The organism is Streptomyces sp. D2-8, from assembly GCF_023184515.1.
In the GTDB taxonomy this organism is placed as follows: Bacteria; Actinomycetota; Actinomycetes; order Streptomycetales; family Streptomycetaceae; genus Streptomyces.
Genome location: NZ_JAAHBP010000002.1, coordinates 69,591 through 87,043, shown reverse-complemented (window position 1 = coordinate 87,043; position 17,453 = coordinate 69,591). Strand labels below are relative to the sequence as shown.

Here is a 17,453-nt window from a genome sequence, read left to right as displayed (position 1 = left end):
CAGGCTCGGGTCCCTGAAACATTCGTCTCACCGCGCCTACACCGTTAGTGATCTGATGCCACTTCACTCCAACGTGGCAAGATCGCATAAGTCCTTGACCGCCCGGCATGGCACAGAAGTCCCCGCCGTCACCCTCACGGCTACCCGACCACGCGCCCGTTCAGCACCACCCGGCGCGGCGACGTCAGCACCCGTACGTCGGCCCGCGGGTCCTCGTCGTAGACGACGAGGTCGGCCGGGGCGCCCTCGTCCAGGCCGGGGCGGCCGAGCCAGGTGCGGGCCGTCCAGGTGCCGGCGGCGATGGCCTCGACGGGCGGGATGCCGGCGGCGACGAGTTCGCCCACCTCGGCCGCGGCCAGGCCGTGGGCGAGGCCGCCGCCGGCGTCGGTGCCGACGAAGACGGGGATCCCGGCGTCGTAGGCGCCCCGCACGGTGTCGTAGCGGCGTTCGTGGAGCCTGCGCATATGGGCCGACCAGCGCGGGAACCGGGCCTCGCCGCCGTCCGCGAGCCGCGGGAAGGTGGCGATGTTGACCAGGGTCGGGACGATGGCGACGCCGCGTTCGGCGAACAGCGGGATGAGGTCCTCGGTCAGGCCCGTGGCGTGTTCGATGCAGTCGATGCCCGCTTCGACGAGGTCCTGGAGGGAGTCCTCCGAGAAGCAGTGCGCGGTCACACGCGCGCCCAGGCGGTGGGCCTCGGCGATCGCCGCCTCGACGGCCTCGCGGGGCCAGCAGGCCGACAGGTCGCCGAGGTCGCGGTCGATCCAGTCGCCGACCAGCTTGACCCAGCCGTCACCGCGGCGGGCCTCCTGAGCCACGTAGGCGACCAGGTCCTCCGGCTCGATCTCCCAGGCGTAGTTGCGGATGTAGCGGCGGGTGCGGGCGATGTGCCGCCCGGCTCGGATGATCTTCGGCAGGTCCTCGCGGTCGTCGATCCAGCGGGTGTCGGAGGGCGAGCCGGCGTCGCGGATGAGCAGCGTGCCCGCCTCCCGGTCGGTCAGGGCCTGCTTCTCGGCGACGTCCTCGGGGACCGGGCCGTGCCGGTCGAGTCCCACGTGGCAGTGCGCGTCGACGAGGCCGGGCAGGGCCCAGCCGACGACCGTGCGGATGTCGCGGGCGCCGGCGGGACGGTCGTAGGAGACGCGGCCGTCGACCACCCACAGGTCGTCCCGGACGTCCTCGGGGCCGACGAGCACCCGTCCCTTCACGTGCAGCACCGCGTGATCGCTCATGCACCGCACCTTAGTAAGCGGGCCGGCGGGGATCGAGGGGGGCCGGTGTCCGCGGGACGCGCCGCACAGGGGGCCGCGGGCCGCCGGTTACCCTCGATGCGATCGAACCTGTGAGTGAAGAGAGCATTGCCGTGACGCATCCGTTCCTGGACCTGGCCCCGCTCGGCGCGGACCGCTTCGCCGCGATCGAGGACCGGGTGGCCCGGCTGCTGAGCACCGAGCAGGACGTCGTGATCATGCAGGGCGAGGCGCTGCTGCCGCTGGAGGGCGCGATCCGTGCCGCGGCCGGTCCGGGCACGACGGCGCTGAACGTCATCACGGGTCCGTACGGGCAGACCTTCGGCGACTGGCTGCGGGACTGCGGTGCCACGGTGATCGACCTTGCGGTGCCCTTCCACACGGCGGTCACGGCCGGGGAGATCCGCCAGGCCTTCACCGACCACCCGGAGATCGACTTCGTGTCCCTGGTGCACGCGGAGGCGGCGACCGGCAACACCAACCCGGTCGCGGAGATCGGCGAGGTCGTGCGGGCGCACGGGGCGCTGTTCTACCTGGACGCCGTGGCGTCGATCGGGGCCGAGCCGGTGCTGCCGGACGCGTGGGGCGTGGACCTGTGCGTGATCGGGGCGCAGAAGGCGATGGGCGGTCCGGCCGGGGTGTCGGCGGTGTCGGTGAGCGAACGGGCCTGGGCGCGGATGGTGGCCAACCCCGAGGCGCCGCGCCGGTCGTATCTGTCGCTCCTGGACTGGAAGGAGCGGTGGATCGACGGCGGCCGCAAGGCGCTGCCGCACGCGCCGGCACAGCTGGAGATGCTGGCGCTCGAGGCCTGTGTGGAGCGGATCGAGGCGGCGGGAGCGCAGGCCGTGATGGCCCGGCACGCGTCCGCCGCGGCGGCGACCCGGGCCGGGGCGCTCGCCCTCGGTGGCGGACTGGAGCCGTACGTGTACGAGGCACGGGACGCGGCGCCCGTCGCCACGACGCTGCGGGCGCCCTCCGGGGTGGTGGCGTCGGAGCTGGTCCGGCGGGCGCTGGAGGCCGATCCGGCGGTGCCGCTCGCCGTCGGCGGGGGCGCGCTCGCCAAGGAGATGATCCGAGTCAACCACTACGGCGCGGAGGCGACGCCGGGGGCGGTGCGGGCGAGTCTGGCGGCGTTGGGGGCGGCGCTCTTCGAGCAGGAGCTGTCCGTGGATGTGGAGGGCGCGCTGCGGGCCGCCGAGGAGGCGTGGCGGTAGTCCTCGGCCGAGATGCACCGGGGCACCCATGTCAGTGCCCCGTGCCATGCTCCCCGTATGACCGCCAACACACCTTCCGACACCCCCACCCTCCCCGACGGCCGCCCCGTCCCGCACGTCACGGGCGGCGAGCGGGCCATGCTCGAGAGCTGGCTGGACTTCCACCGGGCCACGCTGGAGCTGAAATGCGCAGGCCTGGACGACGCGCAGGTGCGGATCGCGGCGGCCGAGCCGTCCTCGCTGACCCTGCTCGGGCTCGTGCAGCACCTCGCCGAGGTCGAGCGGAACTGGTTCCAGCGGGTGGCCGGCGGGCTCACCGTACCGCCCGTGTTCGAGGACGTGACCGGCTACACACTGGATCCGGGGCGCGGGCTGGACGAGGTGCTCGGGATCTGGCGGCGGGAGATCGCCCGGGGGCGGGAGCTGTGCGCCGGGCTGCCGCTGGACCACATCGGGCGGGTCGCCGAGGGGCCGGTGCCCGGGATGGAGGTCAGCCTGCGCTGGGTGCTCATCCACATGATCGAGGAATACGCGCGGCACAACGGTCACGCCGATCTCCTGCGGGAACGCATCGACGGAGTGACCGGGGCCTGAATTCCACGTGCTATCCGAGACATCTCACATGTAAGGTGGGACACAATTAAGAAGTCGAATTCCCTCGAGAATAGCTTCCCATCTTCTTCTGCCCGGTTTTCCCGGTCCTAAACGCATAGATTTTGAGGACCTTCCGCGAGGCAATTCTGGCGGATCTCGCACGGGTTACATGGGTGTGACGCGTTACACACCGCGAACGTTTTGCCCGGTATTATCCGGACAGTATCGGGCATTACGCCGCGCCTGGGTGCGAAGCCTCGCGCTCGCGCGATAACACAGGTGAGGCTCATTCGTAACCCCGATCGACGATGCAATTTCGGATTTCGCTGGGTAAATTCATTTCGCATGACTGCCGTACAAGCAGATCCGCAAATCGACCGCCCCACGGTGGCTGACGGAGCCGCACTCTGGCGGATGGCGAAGGACTCGAAGGTTCTCGACCTGAACTCGTCCTACAGCTATCTGCTGTGGTGCCGGGACTTCGCCGCCACCTCGGCCGTCGCCCGTGACGAGCACGGCGAGCCGATGGGTTTCATCACCGGGTACGCGCGGCCGGACAGCCCGCGCACCCTGCTGGTCTGGCAGGTGGCGGTGGACGAGGCCCACCGCGGGCGCGGACTGGCCGCCGCGCTGCTCGACGGCCTCGTCGCGCGCACCGTGGCCGAGCGCGGGGTGACGACGGTGGAGACCACCATCACCCCGGGCAACACGGCCTCGGAGCGCCTTTTCACGTCGTTCGCCGAGCGTCACGGCGCTCGGCTGGAGCGCGAGGTGCTGTTCGACACGGGTCTGTTCCCCGACGGGCCGCACGACGCAGAGGTGCTGTACCGCATCGGCCCCCTGCCCCACTGACTTTCCTGACTTCCCGCCCACACCCGCAGACTTCCCCCACGCCCCGAGGAGCGATTCGTCGTGACCATCACCCAGCCCGACCTGAGTGTCTTCGAGACCGTTGAGTCCGAGGTGCGCAGCTACTGCCGCGGCTGGCCCACCGTCTTCGACCGCGCGGTGGGCAGCCGCATGTACGACGAGGACGGCCATGAGTACCTCGACTTCTTCGCCGGAGCGGGGTCACTGAACTACGGGCACAACAACCCCGTCCTGAAACGCGCGCTCATCGACTACCTGGAGCGTGACGGCGTCACGCACGGGCTCGACATGTCGACCACCGCCAAGCGCACGTTCCTGGAGGCCTTCCAGAACCTGCTGCTGCGCCCGCGCGACCTGCCGTACAAGGTCATGTTCCCGGGCCCGACCGGCACCAACGCCGTGGAGGCCGCGCTGAAGCTGGCGCGGAAGGTGAAGGGGCGCGAGTCGATCGTGTCGTTCACCAACGCCTTCCACGGCATGTCGCTGGGCTCGCTGGCCGTGACCGGCAACGCCTTCAAGCGGGCCGGCGCCGGTATCCCGCTGGTGCACGGCACCCCGATGCCGTTCGACAACTACTTCGACGGCACGGTCGAGGACTTCCTGTGGTTCGAGCGACTGCTGGAGGACCAGGGCTCCGGCCTCAACAAGCCGGCCGCCGTGATCGTCGAGACCGTGCAGGGCGAGGGCGGCATCAACGTGGCCCGGCCCGAGTGGCTGCGCGCCCTGTCCGAGCTGTGCGAGCGGCAGGACATGCTGCTGATCGTCGACGACATCCAGATGGGCTGCGGCCGTACCGGCGCGTTCTTCTCCTTCGAGGAGGCGGGCATCGTGCCGGACATCGTCACCGTCTCGAAGTCGATCAGCGGTTACGGCATGCCCATGTCGCTGTGCCTGTTCAAGCCCGAGCTCGACGTCTGGGAGCCCGGCGAGCACAACGGCACCTTCCGCGGCAACAACCCCGCCTTCGTCACGGCGACCGCGACCCTGGAGACGTACTGGGCCGACGGTTCCGCGATGGAGAAGCAGACCCGCAAGCGCGGGGAGCAGGTCGAGCAGGCCATGATCTCCATCACCGAGGAGAACCTGGCCGACGTCAAGGAGTACCGGGGCCGCGGCCTGGTGTGGGGCCTGGAGTTCCACGACAAGGCCCGCGCCGGCAAGGTCGCCAAGCGCGCCTTCGAGCTCGGACTGCTCATCGAGACGTCCGGCCCGGAGAGCGAGGTCGTGAAGCTGCTCCCGGCGCTCACCATCACGCCCGAGGAGCTGGACGAGGGCCTGCGCATGCTGGCCCGCGCCGTCCGAGAGACCGCCTGACACAGCACCGAGAGCACCACCCATCTAGGAGGCATCGCAGCACCGTGATTGTCCGTTCGTTCAAGGAGATCGAAGGTACCGACCGGCACGTGAAGGCGGCGTCCGGTACGTGGGAGAGCAAGCGCATCGTCCTCGCCAAGGAGAAAGTCGGTTTCTCCCTGCACGAGACGGTCCTCTACGCGGGTACGGAGACGTCGATGTGGTACGCGAACCACATCGAGGCCGTCGTCTGCGTGGAGGGCGAGGCCGAGCTGACCGACCACGAGACCGGGCTGACGCACACGATCACGCCCGGCACCATGTACCTCCTGGACGGGCACGAGAGGCACACGCTGCGGGTCAAGCAGGATTTCCGCTGCCTCTGCGTGTTCAACCCGCCCGTGACCGGACGGGAGGACCACGACGAGAACGGCGTATACCCGCTGCTCACCGAGGAGGTGTGACGTTTCCATGACCGCCACCACCGACACCACCACCGGTATCCCGGACCTCTATCCCAGTCGCGGTGCCACCGAGGCACTGACCCCGCGCCAGGACCCGGTCGTCTGGGGCGCACCCGACGCCCCGGGCCCGGTCGCCCCGGCCGACCTGCTGTCCTTCGAGCGCGACGGCTTCCTGGCCATCGACGAGCTCATCAGCGAGGACGAGGTCGCCGTCTACCGGAACGAGCTGAACCGGCTGGTGCACGACCCGGACATGCGTGCCGACGAGCGGTCGATCGTCGAGCCGAAGTCCAAGGAGATCCGCACGGTCTTCGAGGTGCACAAGATCAGCGAGGTGTTCGCCCGGCTGGTCCGCGACGAGCGCGTCGTCGGACGGGCGCGGCAGATCCTCGGCTCGGACGTGTACGTCCACCAGTCGCGGATCAACGTCAAGCCGGGGTTCGGCGCCAGTGGCTTCTACTGGCACTCGGACTTCGAGACGTGGCACGCCGAGGACGGTCTGCCGCGGATGCGCACGGTGTCGGTCTCGATCGCGCTGACCGAGAACTACGACACCAACGGCGGGCTCATGATCATGCCGGGGTCGCACAAGACGTTCCTCGGGTGCGCGGGGGAAACCCCGAAGGACAACTACAAGAAGTCGCTGCAGATGCAGGACGCGGGCACGCCGTCCGACGAGGCGCTGACCCAGCTGGCCACGCAACACGGCATCAAGCTGTTCACGGGCAAGGCCGGTTCGGCGACGTGGTTCGACTGCAACGCCATGCACGGTTCCGGCGACAACATCACGCCGTTCCCGCGCAGCAACGTGTTCATCGTGTTCAACAGCGTGGAGAACACGGCGGTGGAACCGTTCGCGGCGCCGGTGCGGCGGCCGGAGTTCATCGGGGCTCGGGACTTCACGCCGGTCCGGTGACCGCCCCCTCTGCCGGGGGGCCGGGGGTTGGCCCCCGGAGAACACAGCATCGGGGCGCGGGACTTCACGCCCGTGCGGTGACCGCCGGTCAGCGGTGAGACGACCCTGTGACAGAGCTGCCGGGTGGGGCCTCCTCGTGTGGGACGGGAGGCCCCACCCGGTTTCTCATGCCGTCAAGGCGTCCAGGAGCAGGTCGACGTCCGCCGCGGTGTTGTAGAGGTGGAACGCCGCCCGCAGGTTCCCGGCCCGGTCGGAGACCTCGATGCCCGCCCGGCTCAGTTCGCCCTGCCGGTGGCCGAGCCCCGGCACCGACACGATCGCCGAGCCCGGCGCGGGCACCGGCGCGTGACCCAGCCCGGCGAGCCCGGCGCGGAAGCGGTCCGCGAGGCCGACGTCGTGGGCGTGCACGACGTCGACACCGATCTCCTCGATCAGCTCCAGTGAGGCGCGCAGCCCGGCGTAGGTGAAGAGGGCGGGGCTGACGTCGAACCGCCGCGCGGAGTGGGCGAGTTCCTCGACGGGGCCGTAGCAGCTGTCCCAGGGGACCTCGCCGGCGACCCAGCCGGCGAGCAGCGGCGTGAGCCCGCCGAAGTCCTGCGGGGCGACGAAGAACGAGGCTCCGTGCGGGCCCATGAGCCACTTGAATCCGACGGCGGCGAGGAAGTCGTCGGCGTCCGCCAGCATCGGCAGCCAGCCGGCCGACTGGGAGGCGTCGACGTAGGTGCGGGCGCCGTGCGCCCGGGCCGCCTCGCGCACGGCGGACAGGTCGGCGAGACGGCCGTCCGCGGACTGGGCGGCGCTGACCGCGACGAGCGCGGTGCCGGGGCGGACGGACTCGGCGAGCCGCTCCAGGGGCACGGCACGCACCTTGAGGTCGCCGCGCGTGTGGAAGGGGTTCACCAGCGAGGAGAAGTCGCCCTCAGCCGTGAGGACTTCGGCACCGGCGGGCAGCGAGGCGGCGATCAGCCCGCCGTACTCGGCGACGGAGGCCCCGGTCGCCACGCGCTCGGCCGGAACGCCGGCCAGCCGGGCGAAGGAGGCCCGGGCGGCCTCCACGTCCTCGTACAGGGGACCCAGGGGCGTGCCCTCGGCGCGCATCCGCACCGCCTGCTGCACGGCGCTGACGGTGCGGGCGGGCAGGAGCCCGTTGCTGGCGGTGTTGAGATAGGTGTGCTTCGGGGTGAACTCGGCACGGACGAGGTTCTCGAAGGTCTCCATGGGACCACTCTGCGTCCCCGGGATCTCCCCGTCCATTGCCGATTTCTGCGTGATGCCGCTAAGGAGCACTTATGGGTGCGCTCCGACCTGGGCGTTTCAGTGCTGGGGCACGGCGCAGCCGTCCGGGCCGCAGGCGTCCGCGTCGTCGTTGCCGTCGACGATCTTCAGGGGCGAGGGCTCGCCGTACGCCTGGGTGAGGGCTCGGGCGAAGACCTCGGCGGGCTGGGCACCGGAGACGCCGTACTTCCGGTCGAGGACGAAGAACGGCACGCCGCCCGCCCCGAGCTGTGCGGCCTCGCGCTCATCGGCGCGTACGTCATCGGCGTACGCTCCCGGGTCGGCGAGCACCGCGCGCACGGCCTCGGCGTCCAGCCCGGCGGCCGAGGCGAGCTCCACCAGCCGCTCGTCGTCGTCGAAGACGGAGCGCTCCTCGGCGAAGTTGGCCCGGTAGAGCAGGTCGAGCAGCTGCTCTTGGCGGCCCTGCTCCTTGGCGAAGTGCAGCACGCGGTGCATGTCGAAGGTGCTGCCGTGGTCGCGGCCCCGGGTGCGGTAGTCGAGCCCCTCGGCGGCGGCCTGGGCCCCGAGGTTGTCCTCCCCGGCCTCGGCCTGGGCGGCACTCATCCCGTACTTCTTGGTGAGCATCGTGATCACGGGCTGGATGTCGTCCTTGGCGCGGCCCGGGTCCAGCTCGAAGGAGCGGTGCACCACCTCGACCTCGTCGCGGTACGGGAAGTCCCGCAGCGCCTTCTCGAAGCGGGCCTTGCCCACGTAGCACCACGGGCAGGCGATGTCGCTCCAGATCTCGACGCGCATGTCTCGGCTCTCTCCAGGTCGTACGGGTACGGAGACTCCCTCCGCCGAGTGCATGAACGTTCAAGCAGCGAGCTTCATTCCCCGGCCAGGGCGAGCCGCATCCGCAGATGGTGATCCCCCGGCCCGGCCGGTTCCGGGGCCCATCCCTGCCGCCGGTAGAACGCCTGCGCCCGCCGGTTGTCGACGTGCACGTCGAGGACGGCCGTACGCCTGCCGTCGGCCTGCCACTCCTCCACACAGGCGGCGTGCAGGGCGGCGCCGACACCGCGGCGCCAGTGCTCGGGGTCGACGTGGAACTGGAACAGCTTCACCGAGTCCGCCGGGGCGTCCTCAGAGGTGCGGAAGGAGGCGAGGCCGATGATGCGGCCCGCCTCCACCACGCACAGCACCCGCCCGTCCGGCCGCGTGAGGGCACTGCGCCAGGCCTCGGTCCAGTCCGTGCCGTCCTGCGGCAGCCCGTCGGGGTAGTACGTCGCCCTGGCCCGCGCGTGCAGCGCGACGACGTCCGCCACCTCGGCAGGCAGGACGGTACGGATCACACGGCCCGGAGTCACTCGGTTGCTGATCATGGAATTGAGGACGAGGCCGGCCGCGATGCGGTTCCCGGGCGCGCCTCAGCTGCCGTCGCGCAGATCGTTCGGCCAGCTCGGCCGGAACTCGATGTGGTCGTACGTCACCACGCAGCCCTCGCCCATCGGGGACTGGGTCATGAAGCCGACCAGCGCCGCGTCCGTCTCCTTCTCGCCGCCGAGGGTGAAGAGGCGGACGAAGGTCCAGCGTTCGCCGTCACGGGAGGCGTGGAAGGCGAAGGCGCGGCCGGTGCGGCTGATTCGGAGCCAGACGGAACTGCCGTCCACGGTGAAGGAGTTGGCGTCGTCGGAATGGCCCCGGGTGACCACCGTGCAGACGGTGGGGACGTCCGGGGAGTACTCCAGGCAGAGCTTCGCCCAGGCCCGCTCCCCCACGTGCGCGTAGAGCACCCCGGCGTCGAAGGCCGCGCCGAACCCGACGGTGACCTTGGCGATCAGCTGGAAATCGCCCTCCGGCGCCCCGAGCAGCCGGGGCGCGTCGGAAGCCGGGTCCAGCCCCTCACCGGTGGGCGGAACGAACCGGTCCTGCCGCGCCCCGGCCCAAGCGGTGAGCACACCGTCCTCGTAGGACCAATGGGCTTCGGGGCCATATGTGCGCAGGCTGAAAGGAAGTTCGGGAAGTTCGAGATCCATTCGACCAAGTCTTTCAGGTCCGCCGCTCAGGGGCGCGGGGAACTGCGCGACAAGCCACAGCGAACCGCAAGCCGGCAACCCACCGCGCCGCTACGGCGCTTACCGCTCCAAACGCCCGTTGAACCTGCGAGGCAGCCCCAAGGGGTTCTCGTCCGTCAACTCCTGCGGCAGCAACGCCTCGGGGGCGTTCTGATAGGCAACCGGCCGCATCCACCGCTCGATCGCCGTCCCGCCCACCGACGTGGACGTCGACGTCGTCGCCGGGTACGGCCCACCGTGATGCTGAGCCGGCGCGACGGCGACACCCGTCGGCCAGCCGTTCACCAGCACACGCCCGGCCAGCGGCGTCAGCTCCGCGAGGATCTCCGCACCGCGGCCCGCGCCCGCCGCCTCCTCCTCGGACAACTGCACCGTCGCCGTGAGATTGCCGGGCAGCCGCGACAGCACCGCCTTCACCTCGGTCTCGTCCTCGTAGCGGGCCACCACGGTGACCGGCCCGAAGCACTCCTCCAGGAGCAGGTCGTGCTCGCCCTCCGCCGCCAGCCGGCTCGCCGGCACCGTGAGGAAGCCCGCGCTGACGGTGTGCTCGCCGCCCGCACCCGGGGTGACCGGGGAGTCGACGTCGGGCAGCCCGGCCCGCTCGGCGACCCCGGCCACGAAGTTGTCGCGCATGCGGTGGTCGAGCAGGACCCCGGCGTCGGTGTCGCTGACGGCGTCGGTCAGGGACTTCAGCAGGGCGTCACCGGCGGCGCCGGCCGGCGCGAGGACGAGGCCCGGCTTCACGCAGAACTGGCCGACGCCCAGCGTCATCGAACCGGCGAGACCCGCGCCGATCGCCTCGGCCCGCTCGGCGGCCGCGGCCTCGGTGACGACGACCGGGTTCAGGGAGCCCAGTTCGCCGTGGAAGGGGATCGGGACCGGGCGGGCCGCCGCCGCGTCGAAGAGGGCACGGCCACCGCGCACGGAACCGGTGAAGCCGGCCGCCGCGACCAGCGGGTGCCTGATCAGCTCGACGCCCGCCTCGAAGCCGTGGACCAGGCCCACGACGCCCTCGGGGATGTCGTACCGGGCGGCGGCGCGGCGCAGCACCTTGGCGACGTACTCGGACAGGGCCGGGTGGTCCGGGTGGGACTTGACGACGACCGGGCAGCCGGCCGCGAGGGCGCTCGCGGTGTCGCCGCCCGCGACCGAGAAGGCGAAGGGGAAGTTCGACGCCGAGTAGACGGCGACGACGCCGAGCGGGACCTTGTAGCGGCGCAGGTCCGGGATCGGCGGGGTCGCGGTGTCGTCGGGGTGGTTGATGACGACGTCGAGGAAGGCGCCCTCGTCGACGATGTCCGCGAAGGCGCGCAGCTGGTAGCAGGTGCGGGCGAGCTCGCCGGTCAGCCGGACCGGGCCGAGCGCGGTCTCGGCGTCGGCGGCGTCGACGAGACCGTCCTTGGCCGCCTCCAGCTCGTCCGCGGCGCTGCGCAGGAAGGCCGCGCGGACCGTGCGGTCGGTGAGGGCGCCGCGTGTCTCGTGCGCGGCGCGGACGGCGGCGTCCACCTCCTGGGCTGTGGCCTCCACCGCAACCTGCTCGCGCTGCTTCCCGGTTCGGGGGTCGACACTCCAGACTGGTGCTGCTGCCACCGCGGGTCCCTCCACACATGTATTGCCGCAGTACTGGGTCATCCACCAGGGGCGTTCGATATACTGAACGCTGTCTCTGATGATGAATATGCTGTGGAGACTATTTCCCGTCCAACGAAGGGGTCAAGGGCGATGTCGGCTGGCGAGACGGGTGGCGGGGCGCAGGTCAAGTCCGCGGTACGAACGGTTGAACTGCTCGAATACTTCGCCGGACGCCCCGGCATGCACTCCCTCGCGGCGGTCCAGGAGGCCGTCGGATATCCCAAGTCCAGCCTCTACATGCTGCTGCGCACCCTGGTCGAGCTGGGCTGGGTGGAGACGGACGCGACGGGCACGCGGTACGGCATCGGGGTGCGGGCCCTGCTGGTCGGCACGTCGTACATCGACGGCGACGAGGTCGTGGCGGCGGCCCGCCCGACCCTGGACCGGCTCTCGGACGACACGACCGAGACCATCCACCTCGCCCGCCTCGACGGCACGAACGTCGTCTACCTGGCCACCCGCCAGTCACAGCACTACCTGCGCCCCTTCACCCGGGTCGGCCGCCGGCTGCCCGCGCACTCCACGTCCCTCGGCAAGGCGCTGCTGAGCACCTACTCGGACGAGCAGGTCCGCAAGATGCTCCCGGAGACGTTGCCGGCGCTGACCGAGCACACCATCACCGATCGGGAGAAGCTCATCGAGGAGCTGCGCCAGGTGCGGGAGCAGGGCTTCGCCGTGGACCGCGAGGAGAACACGCTGGGGCTGCGCTGCTTCGGCGTGGCGATCCCCTACCGCACCCCGGCGCGGGACGCGATCAGCTGCTCGGTGCCGGTGGCCCGGCTCACTCCGGCGCACGAGCAGCTGGTGAAGGACGCGCTCTTCGACGCGCGGGACCGACTGACACTGGCGACTCGTAGGCTCTGAGGCATGAACGTCGAGCTGCGCCAGGTCCACGACAGTGATCTGCCGGTCTTCTTCCGGCAGATGAACGACCCCGAGTCCCTGACCATGGCGGCCTTCACCCCGGAGGATCCGACCGACCGGGCCGCCTTCGACACCCGCTGGTCCCGGCAGCGCTCCTCGCCCGACGTCGTCGCCCGTACGGTCCTGGCCGACGGTGACGTGGTCGGCAGCGCGGCGGTGTACGGGGTGCCGGGTGAGCGCGAGGTGACGTACTGGATCGACCGCGCGTACTGGGGCAAGGGCATCGCCACACAGGCCCTGCGGGCCCTGCTCGCCGAGGTGCCCGAGCGCCCGCTGTACGCGCGGGCGGCGTCGGACAACACCGGGTCGTTGCGCGTGCTGGAGAAGTGCGGGTTCCGTGTGGCGGCGGCGGCCCGGGGGTACGCCCCGGCCCGGGGTGCCGAGATCGACGAGACGGTGCTCATCCTGGAGGGCTGAGGGGCCTCTCCCCCGCCCGGCGGAGGCGGATCGTCGCCGGGCAGGAGGCGCCGGCGGCCTCCCCCGCGGGAGCCTGATCGCATGACCCAGTCGATCGCTTCCCCCGCCGCTCCCGGCCCCGCCGCGCGTGCCGGCCGCCCGCGGCGGATCCTCCGTGCCGTCGCCGTCGTCTCCTGTGTGCCGTACCTCGCCCTCAAGGCCGCCTGGATCGCCGGGAGTCACGTCGGGATACCCGCGGGCAGCTCGCTGCTCGACGACCGCCTCACCATGGCCGTGGTCAACGGTCTGTCGATGCTGCTGGACAGCGCGGTGATCGTGCTGGCGCTGGTGCTGACCCGGCCGTGGGGGCTGCGGGTGCCCGCGTGGCTGCTGGCGTTCCCGGCGTGGGTCGCGACCGGGCTGCTCGCGCCCATCATGGCGGGGTTCCCGGCGCAGCTGGTGGTGAGGGCGTTCGGCGGAGGCGGTGCCTCGTCGGCGGGCCGGGAGGCCTTCCTGGACGAGTGGGTGTTCGCCGTCGTGTACACCGGGTTCATCGCCCAAGGTCTCGCCCTCGGCGCCCTCTTCGTGCTCTACGCGCGCGACCGCTGGGGTCACCTGTGGCGCGGGCGGGTGTGGGACCTGCCCGTCGGTGCCGTCGATCCGGCCCACCGGGCCCTCGCCGCGGCCGCCGCCGTGCTCGCCCTGCTGCCGCTCACGCTCCACGTCCTGTGGGCCTGCGGCGTCTCCGCCGGACTCAGCGAGGGCCGGGCGGCGGACCGGGGCGGTGAGTTCTACGTCCTGGAGGCCCTGTTCGTCGTGTTCCTCCTCGCGGCGGTCGCCGGTGCCGTGCTGCCGGCCTTCCGGCGCGGCCGGGCCCTGCCGGTGTCGGTGCCGCTCTCTCTCGCCTGGGTCGGCTCGGGTGCCGTGGCCTGCTGGGGCGGGTGGCTGTCGCTGGCCTCCGCCGTCGGCGTGGCGGACCTCGCCGACCGCCCCACGCCGCTGATGAACCTCGCCTACGCTGGGCAGATGCTCGTCGGCCTCCTCGTCGCCGCCATCGGCGCCTACTCCTTCGCGGAGCGCTCGGCCAGGGTCGCGCGGCGGGCGGCGTGAGCGCGGTCGCCCGGTCGCTGTTCGGCCGGCGGGCGCGCCTGCGCTGGATCCATCTGATCCTCGGCGGTGCGCTGGCCACGCCGTACGTCCTGGTCGGTTCGGTGGTCCTCGGCCCGGTCTCCGGCTCCGCGGACGCCTTCGGCTCCTTCCCCCTCCAGCTCGCCTCGTTCGGCGTGGGTCTGCCGCTCGCGGCCGTCACCTCGCTGTTCCCGCTGACCCGGCCGCTGGAGTCGGCCGCCGTGCGCTGGCTGTGCGGTGTGGAGGCGGACCGGCTCGCCCTCGGGCCCGCACGGACGCGGGGCGAGAAGGGCCGTACGGCCGCCTGGTTCACGCTGCATCTCGGGCTCGGCGGGATCATCGCGGGGATGTCGCTGGCGCTGCCGCCGTTCGCCGCCGTGCTGATCGTGCTGCCGCTCCTGTCGGGGCTGCGCGGCGGCCGGCTCGGCCTGCCCGAAGTCTTCGACCACACCTGGGTCCTGGCGCTCGCCCCGGTCGCGGGCGTGGCGTCGCTCGTCGCCCTCGCCGGCTGTGCGGCCGGCTGCGGTGCGCTGCTGGCCCGCTGGGCTCCCCTGCTGCTCGGTCCCACGCCCCGGGAGCGGCTCGCCGCCGCCGAGGCCCGCGCGGCCGACCTGGCCGTGCGCAACCGGCTGGCGCGGGAGCTGCACGACTCCGTCGGCCACGCCCTGAGCGCGGTCACCCTACAGGCGAGCGCGGCCCGCCGGGTCCTCGGCTCCGACCCGGAGTTCGTCCGCGAGGCCCTCGCCGCGATCGAGGACACGACCCGACGCACGGTCGGTGAACTCGACGCCGTACTGGGCGTGTTGCGCGAGGGCGATGCCCCCGGCACCGCCCCGGCGCCCACCCTCGCCGCCGACCTCGACGGGCTGCTGCGGCGCACCCGGGCGGGCGGACAGCGCGTGCGGGCCACCGTGGAAGCCGACCCGGAGGCGCTGCCCCCACTGCTGTCCCGCGAGGCCTACCGCATCGTGCAGGAGGGGCTGAGCAACGCCCTCAAGCACGCCGGTGAGCGGGCGGCCGTGGAGGTGCGGATCGCGGTGACGGGCGGGGAACTGGAGATCACCGTGGAGAATCCGGTGACCGGCCCCGCTCCCTCGCGCACCGGTGGCGGCCACGGGCTGCGGGGCATCACGGACCGGGCCAGGCTGCTGGGCGGGACCGCGACGGCGGGACCGACCGCGGCACAGACCTGGCGGCTGCACGCGCGCCTGCCGATGAGAGGACCCGCATGACCCGCCCGGCCCCGGTCCGTGTCGTCCTCGCCGACGACGAGCGCATGGTGCGCACCGCACTGCGCGCCATCCTCTCCGCCGAGCCGGACCTGGAGGTGGTCGGCGAGGCGGCCACCGGCGCCGAGGCGGTGTCGGTCGTTCGGGAGCTGCGTCCGGACGTCGTCCTGATGGACGTCCGGATGCCGGAGACCGACGGGATCCGCGCCACCGAGCAGATCCTCGCCACGCTGGACGAGCCGCCGCGGATCGTCGTCGTGACGACGTTCGAGAACGACTCCTACGTGTACGACGCGCTGCGGGCCGGAGCCGCCGGGTTCCTGCTGAAGCGGGCGGACGCGGACGCGCTGGTGCAGGCGGTCCGGCTGGTGGCGCGCAGCGACAGCCTGCTGTTCCCGGCGGCCGTCCGCACCCTCGCGACCGAGCACGCCCGGGCCCACCCGGCGCCGCCCGCGTGGGTGGCGAAGCTCACGGGCCGCGAGCGGGAGGTGCTGCGGCACATGGCGCAGGGGCTGACCAACGCGGAGATCGCCCGCCGGATGGAGGTCGGCCCGGCCACGGTGAAGTCGCACGTCGCGGCGGTCCTGGCCAAGACCGGCAGCCGGGACCGTACGCAGGCGGTGATCGCCGCGTACGAAGCGGGCTTTCTGAACGCCGGATGAGAATCCGGACGGACGGGAACGATCCGCCCGCCGTGGCTCGTCCTCCTGTGCGGGATGAACAAGACGATCAGGCGCGCTTCGGTCTTCGCGCTGCTCCTGGTGTTGGCTCTGCTGGTCAGGGCGACCTGGGTGCAGTTCTACGAGGGCCGGGCGCTGGCAGACGACAAGGACAACCGGCGGAACGCCATCGAGACGTACTCGGCGCCGCTCGGCAACATCATCGTGGGCGGCCGGTCGGTCACCGGCTCGGCGCCGACGAAGACGGGCGACCTCAGGTACAAGCGGACGTACACCGACGGCGCGCTGTACGCGGCGGTGACGGGTTACGCGTCGCAGGCGTACGCCCCGACCCAGCTGGAGGGCATCTACACCGATCTGCTCAACGGCACGGACAGCCGGCTGAAGTCCGTGATGGACACCGTCACCAACCAGCGGGCCGAGCCGGGCAACGTGGTCACGACCATCGACCCGGACGTGCAGAAGGCGGCCTACGAGGCGCTCGGCGACAAGAAGGGCGGTGCCGTCGCCGTCGACCCGAAGACCGGGAAGATCCTCGCGGTCGTGTCGACGCCGTCGTACAACCCCACCTCGCTGACCGACGCCAACACCGCGGGAGCGGCTTGGCAGAAGCTCACCTCGGACCCGGAGAAGCCGCTGGTCAACCGTGCGCTGCGGCAGCCGCTGCCGCCCGGTTCGACGTTCAAGCTGGTCGTGGCGGCGGCCGCGTTGGAGGACGGGCTGTACGCGTCGGTGGACGAGAAGACGGACAGCCCGGACCCGTACACGCTGCCGGGCACCAGCCGGGACCTGACCAACGAGAACCCGAACGCGCCCTGCACGAACGCCACGATCCGCACGGCGCTGGAGTACTCGTGCAACAACGTCTTCGCGAAGATGGCCGTGAAGCTGGGCCAGGACAAGGTGAAGGCGATGGCCGAGACGTTCGGCTTCAACGACGACAAGCTGGATGTGCCGGTCCGGGCCCACCCGAGCGTGTACCCGTCGGACATGTACCCGTCGCAGACGGCGCTGACGGGCATCGGCCAGTTCGACGTCACCGCCACCCCGCTGCAGATGGCCATGGTGTCTGCGGCCATTGCCAACGGCGGCAAGCTGGTGTCGCCTCATATGGTCTCGCAGATCACCGACAGCGGCGGTGATGTGCTGGAGGACTACGACGACGAGGCGGGCACGAAGGAGATCGTCAGCTCCTCGACCGCCGAGCAGCTGCAGTCGGCGATGGAGACGGTCGTGAACAAGGGCACGGGCACGAACGCCCGGGTGCCGGGCGCGACCGTGGGCGGCAAGACGGGTACGGCCCAGCACGGCGAGAACAACAGCCAGGTGCCGTACGCCTGGTTCACCTCGTACGGCAAGTCCGACTCGTCGGGCAAGGAGGTCGCCGTGGCGGTGGTCGTGGAGCAGTCGGACGCGGCCCGCTCGGAGGTCAGCGGCAACGGCCTGGCGGCGCCGGTCGCCAAGGCGATGATGCAAGCGGCGCTGAAGGACTGAACCTCCACCGCCGGCAATCCGTCTGTACAGACGAGACGGGCCGCCCCCTTCCCCCCGGGGGCGGCCCGTTCTCGTG

The 17,453-nt window shown here is 71.6% G+C and carries 18 protein-coding genes; 12 read left to right on the top strand and 6 right to left on the bottom strand.

What is annotated here, in order from left to right; all coding sequences use genetic code 11:
* Positions 1–140: 140 nt before the first annotated feature.
* Entirely contained in the window at positions 141–1,232 is a 1,092-nt protein-coding gene (locus G3I77_RS06035; protein WP_248501547.1) for an amidohydrolase family protein, read from the bottom strand.
* Between the two features lie 131 nt (positions 1,233–1,363).
* On the opposite strand from G3I77_RS06035, the gene G3I77_RS06030 reads away from it, so the two are divergent.
* The 6 genes from G3I77_RS06030 (at position 1,364) to thpD (ending at position 6,601) form a co-directional block, all read left to right on the top strand.
* Positions 1,364–2,464, top strand: coding sequence for an aminotransferase class V-fold PLP-dependent enzyme (locus G3I77_RS06030; protein ID WP_248501615.1), 1,101 nt, complete (start codon positions 1,364–1,366; stop codon positions 2,462–2,464).
* Positions 2,465–2,521: 57 nt separating this feature from the next.
* Positions 2,522–3,058 carry a DinB family protein gene (locus tag G3I77_RS06025; RefSeq protein WP_248501546.1) on the top strand — a complete coding sequence of 179 codons (537 nt, stop codon included), beginning with the start codon at positions 2,522–2,524 and terminating at the stop codon, positions 3,056–3,058.
* 345 nt (positions 3,059–3,403) lie between these two features.
* On the top strand, positions 3,404–3,910 hold the full coding sequence (gene ectA / locus G3I77_RS06020; RefSeq protein ID WP_248501545.1) for a diaminobutyrate acetyltransferase: 507 nt from the start codon (positions 3,404–3,406) through the stop codon (positions 3,908–3,910).
* A 60-nt stretch (positions 3,911–3,970) separates the two neighbouring features.
* Positions 3,971–5,242 carry a diaminobutyrate--2-oxoglutarate transaminase gene (gene ectB / locus G3I77_RS06015; protein ID WP_248501544.1) on the top strand — a complete coding sequence of 424 codons (1,272 nt, stop codon included), beginning with the start codon at positions 3,971–3,973 and terminating at the stop codon, positions 5,240–5,242.
* A 44-nt stretch (positions 5,243–5,286) separates the two neighbouring features.
* Positions 5,287–5,685, top strand: a complete 399-nt coding sequence (locus G3I77_RS06010; RefSeq protein ID WP_053670739.1) for an ectoine synthase — start codon at positions 5,287–5,289, stop codon at positions 5,683–5,685.
* A gap of 7 nt (positions 5,686–5,692) precedes the next feature.
* Positions 5,693–6,601, top strand: a complete 909-nt coding sequence (gene thpD, locus G3I77_RS06005; protein ID WP_248501543.1) for an ectoine hydroxylase — start codon at positions 5,693–5,695, stop codon at positions 6,599–6,601.
* Positions 6,602–6,766: 165 nt separating this feature from the next.
* On the opposite strand, the gene G3I77_RS06000 is transcribed toward thpD, so the two are convergent.
* The 5 genes from G3I77_RS06000 to G3I77_RS05980 form a co-directional block, all read right to left on the bottom strand.
* Positions 6,767–7,819: an aminotransferase class V-fold PLP-dependent enzyme gene (locus G3I77_RS06000; RefSeq protein ID WP_248501542.1), complete on the bottom strand. Its 1,053-nt coding sequence runs from the start codon at positions 7,817–7,819 to the stop codon at positions 6,767–6,769.
* Between the two features lie 96 nt (positions 7,820–7,915).
* On the bottom strand, positions 7,916–8,632 hold the full coding sequence (locus G3I77_RS05995) for a DsbA family oxidoreductase (protein ID WP_248501541.1): 717 nt from the start codon (positions 8,630–8,632) through the stop codon (positions 7,916–7,918).
* Positions 8,633–8,706: 74 nt separating this feature from the next.
* On the bottom strand, positions 8,707–9,201 hold the full coding sequence (locus G3I77_RS05990) for a GNAT family N-acetyltransferase (protein WP_248501540.1): 495 nt from the start codon (positions 9,199–9,201) through the stop codon (positions 8,707–8,709).
* A gap of 45 nt (positions 9,202–9,246) precedes the next feature.
* Entirely contained in the window at positions 9,247–9,855 is a 609-nt protein-coding gene (locus tag G3I77_RS05985; protein ID WP_248501539.1) for a DUF1349 domain-containing protein, read from the bottom strand.
* Between the two features lie 99 nt (positions 9,856–9,954).
* Entirely contained in the window at positions 9,955–11,484 is a 1,530-nt protein-coding gene (locus G3I77_RS05980) for an aldehyde dehydrogenase (NADP(+)) (protein ID WP_248501538.1), read from the bottom strand.
* 132 nt (positions 11,485–11,616) lie between these two features.
* On the opposite strand from G3I77_RS05980, the gene G3I77_RS05975 reads away from it, so the two are divergent.
* The 6 genes from G3I77_RS05975 (at position 11,617) to G3I77_RS05950 (ending at position 17,377) form a co-directional block, all read left to right on the top strand.
* Complete coding sequence (locus tag G3I77_RS05975) at positions 11,617–12,390, top strand: IclR family transcriptional regulator (RefSeq protein WP_031109054.1); 774 nt, start codon at positions 11,617–11,619, stop codon at positions 12,388–12,390.
* Between the two features lie 3 nt (positions 12,391–12,393).
* Complete coding sequence (locus G3I77_RS05970; RefSeq protein WP_248501537.1) at positions 12,394–12,867, top strand: GNAT family N-acetyltransferase; 474 nt, start codon at positions 12,394–12,396, stop codon at positions 12,865–12,867.
* A gap of 81 nt (positions 12,868–12,948) precedes the next feature.
* Positions 12,949–13,956 (top strand): hypothetical protein, encoded by a 1,008-nt coding sequence (locus tag G3I77_RS05965; protein WP_248501536.1) that lies wholly within the window; start codon positions 12,949–12,951, stop codon positions 13,954–13,956.
* Positions 13,953–15,206, top strand: a complete 1,254-nt coding sequence (locus tag G3I77_RS05960; RefSeq protein WP_248501535.1) for a histidine kinase — start codon at positions 13,953–13,955, stop codon at positions 15,204–15,206. The genes G3I77_RS05965 and G3I77_RS05960 overlap by 4 nt, the downstream gene beginning before the upstream one ends.
* Positions 15,203–15,865 carry a response regulator transcription factor gene (locus G3I77_RS05955; protein ID WP_248501534.1) on the top strand — a complete coding sequence of 221 codons (663 nt, stop codon included), beginning with the start codon at positions 15,203–15,205 and terminating at the stop codon, positions 15,863–15,865. Before G3I77_RS05960 ends, G3I77_RS05955 begins: the two co-directional genes overlap by 4 nt.
* 54 nt (positions 15,866–15,919) lie before the next feature.
* Positions 15,920–17,377, top strand: coding sequence for a penicillin-binding protein 2 (locus G3I77_RS05950; RefSeq protein ID WP_248501533.1), 1,458 nt, complete (start codon positions 15,920–15,922; stop codon positions 17,375–17,377).
* Positions 17,378–17,453 lie beyond the last annotated feature (76 nt).

Excerpts from the sequence above, each read along its gene's own strand:
- G3I77_RS06035 (WP_248501547.1), bottom strand. The coding sequence starts at position 1,232 with ATGAGCGATCACGCGGTGCTGCACGTGAAGGGACGGGTGCTCGTCGGC.
- G3I77_RS05955 (WP_248501534.1), top strand. The coding sequence starts at position 15,203 with ATGACCCGCCCGGCCCCGGTCCGTGTCGTCCTCGCCGACGACGAGCGC.
- G3I77_RS05990 (WP_248501540.1), bottom strand. The coding sequence starts at position 9,201 with ATGATCAGCAACCGAGTGACTCCGGGCCGTGTGATCCGTACCGTCCTG.
- G3I77_RS05995 (WP_248501541.1), bottom strand. The coding sequence starts at position 8,632 with ATGCGCGTCGAGATCTGGAGCGACATCGCCTGCCCGTGGTGCTACGTG.
- G3I77_RS05975 (WP_031109054.1), top strand. The coding sequence starts at position 11,617 with ATGTCGGCTGGCGAGACGGGTGGCGGGGCGCAGGTCAAGTCCGCGGTA.
- thpD (WP_248501543.1), top strand. The coding sequence starts at position 5,693 with ATGACCGCCACCACCGACACCACCACCGGTATCCCGGACCTCTATCCC.
- G3I77_RS05985 (WP_248501539.1), bottom strand. The coding sequence starts at position 9,855 with ATGGATCTCGAACTTCCCGAACTTCCTTTCAGCCTGCGCACATATGGC.
- G3I77_RS05965 (WP_248501536.1), top strand. The coding sequence starts at position 12,949 with ATGACCCAGTCGATCGCTTCCCCCGCCGCTCCCGGCCCCGCCGCGCGT.
- G3I77_RS05970 (WP_248501537.1), top strand. The coding sequence starts at position 12,394 with ATGAACGTCGAGCTGCGCCAGGTCCACGACAGTGATCTGCCGGTCTTC.
- G3I77_RS05950 (WP_248501533.1), top strand. The coding sequence starts at position 15,920 with ATGAACAAGACGATCAGGCGCGCTTCGGTCTTCGCGCTGCTCCTGGTG.
- ectA (WP_248501545.1), top strand. The coding sequence starts at position 3,404 with ATGACTGCCGTACAAGCAGATCCGCAAATCGACCGCCCCACGGTGGCT.
- G3I77_RS06000 (WP_248501542.1), bottom strand. The coding sequence starts at position 7,819 with ATGGAGACCTTCGAGAACCTCGTCCGTGCCGAGTTCACCCCGAAGCAC.
- G3I77_RS06025 (WP_248501546.1), top strand. The coding sequence starts at position 2,522 with ATGACCGCCAACACACCTTCCGACACCCCCACCCTCCCCGACGGCCGC.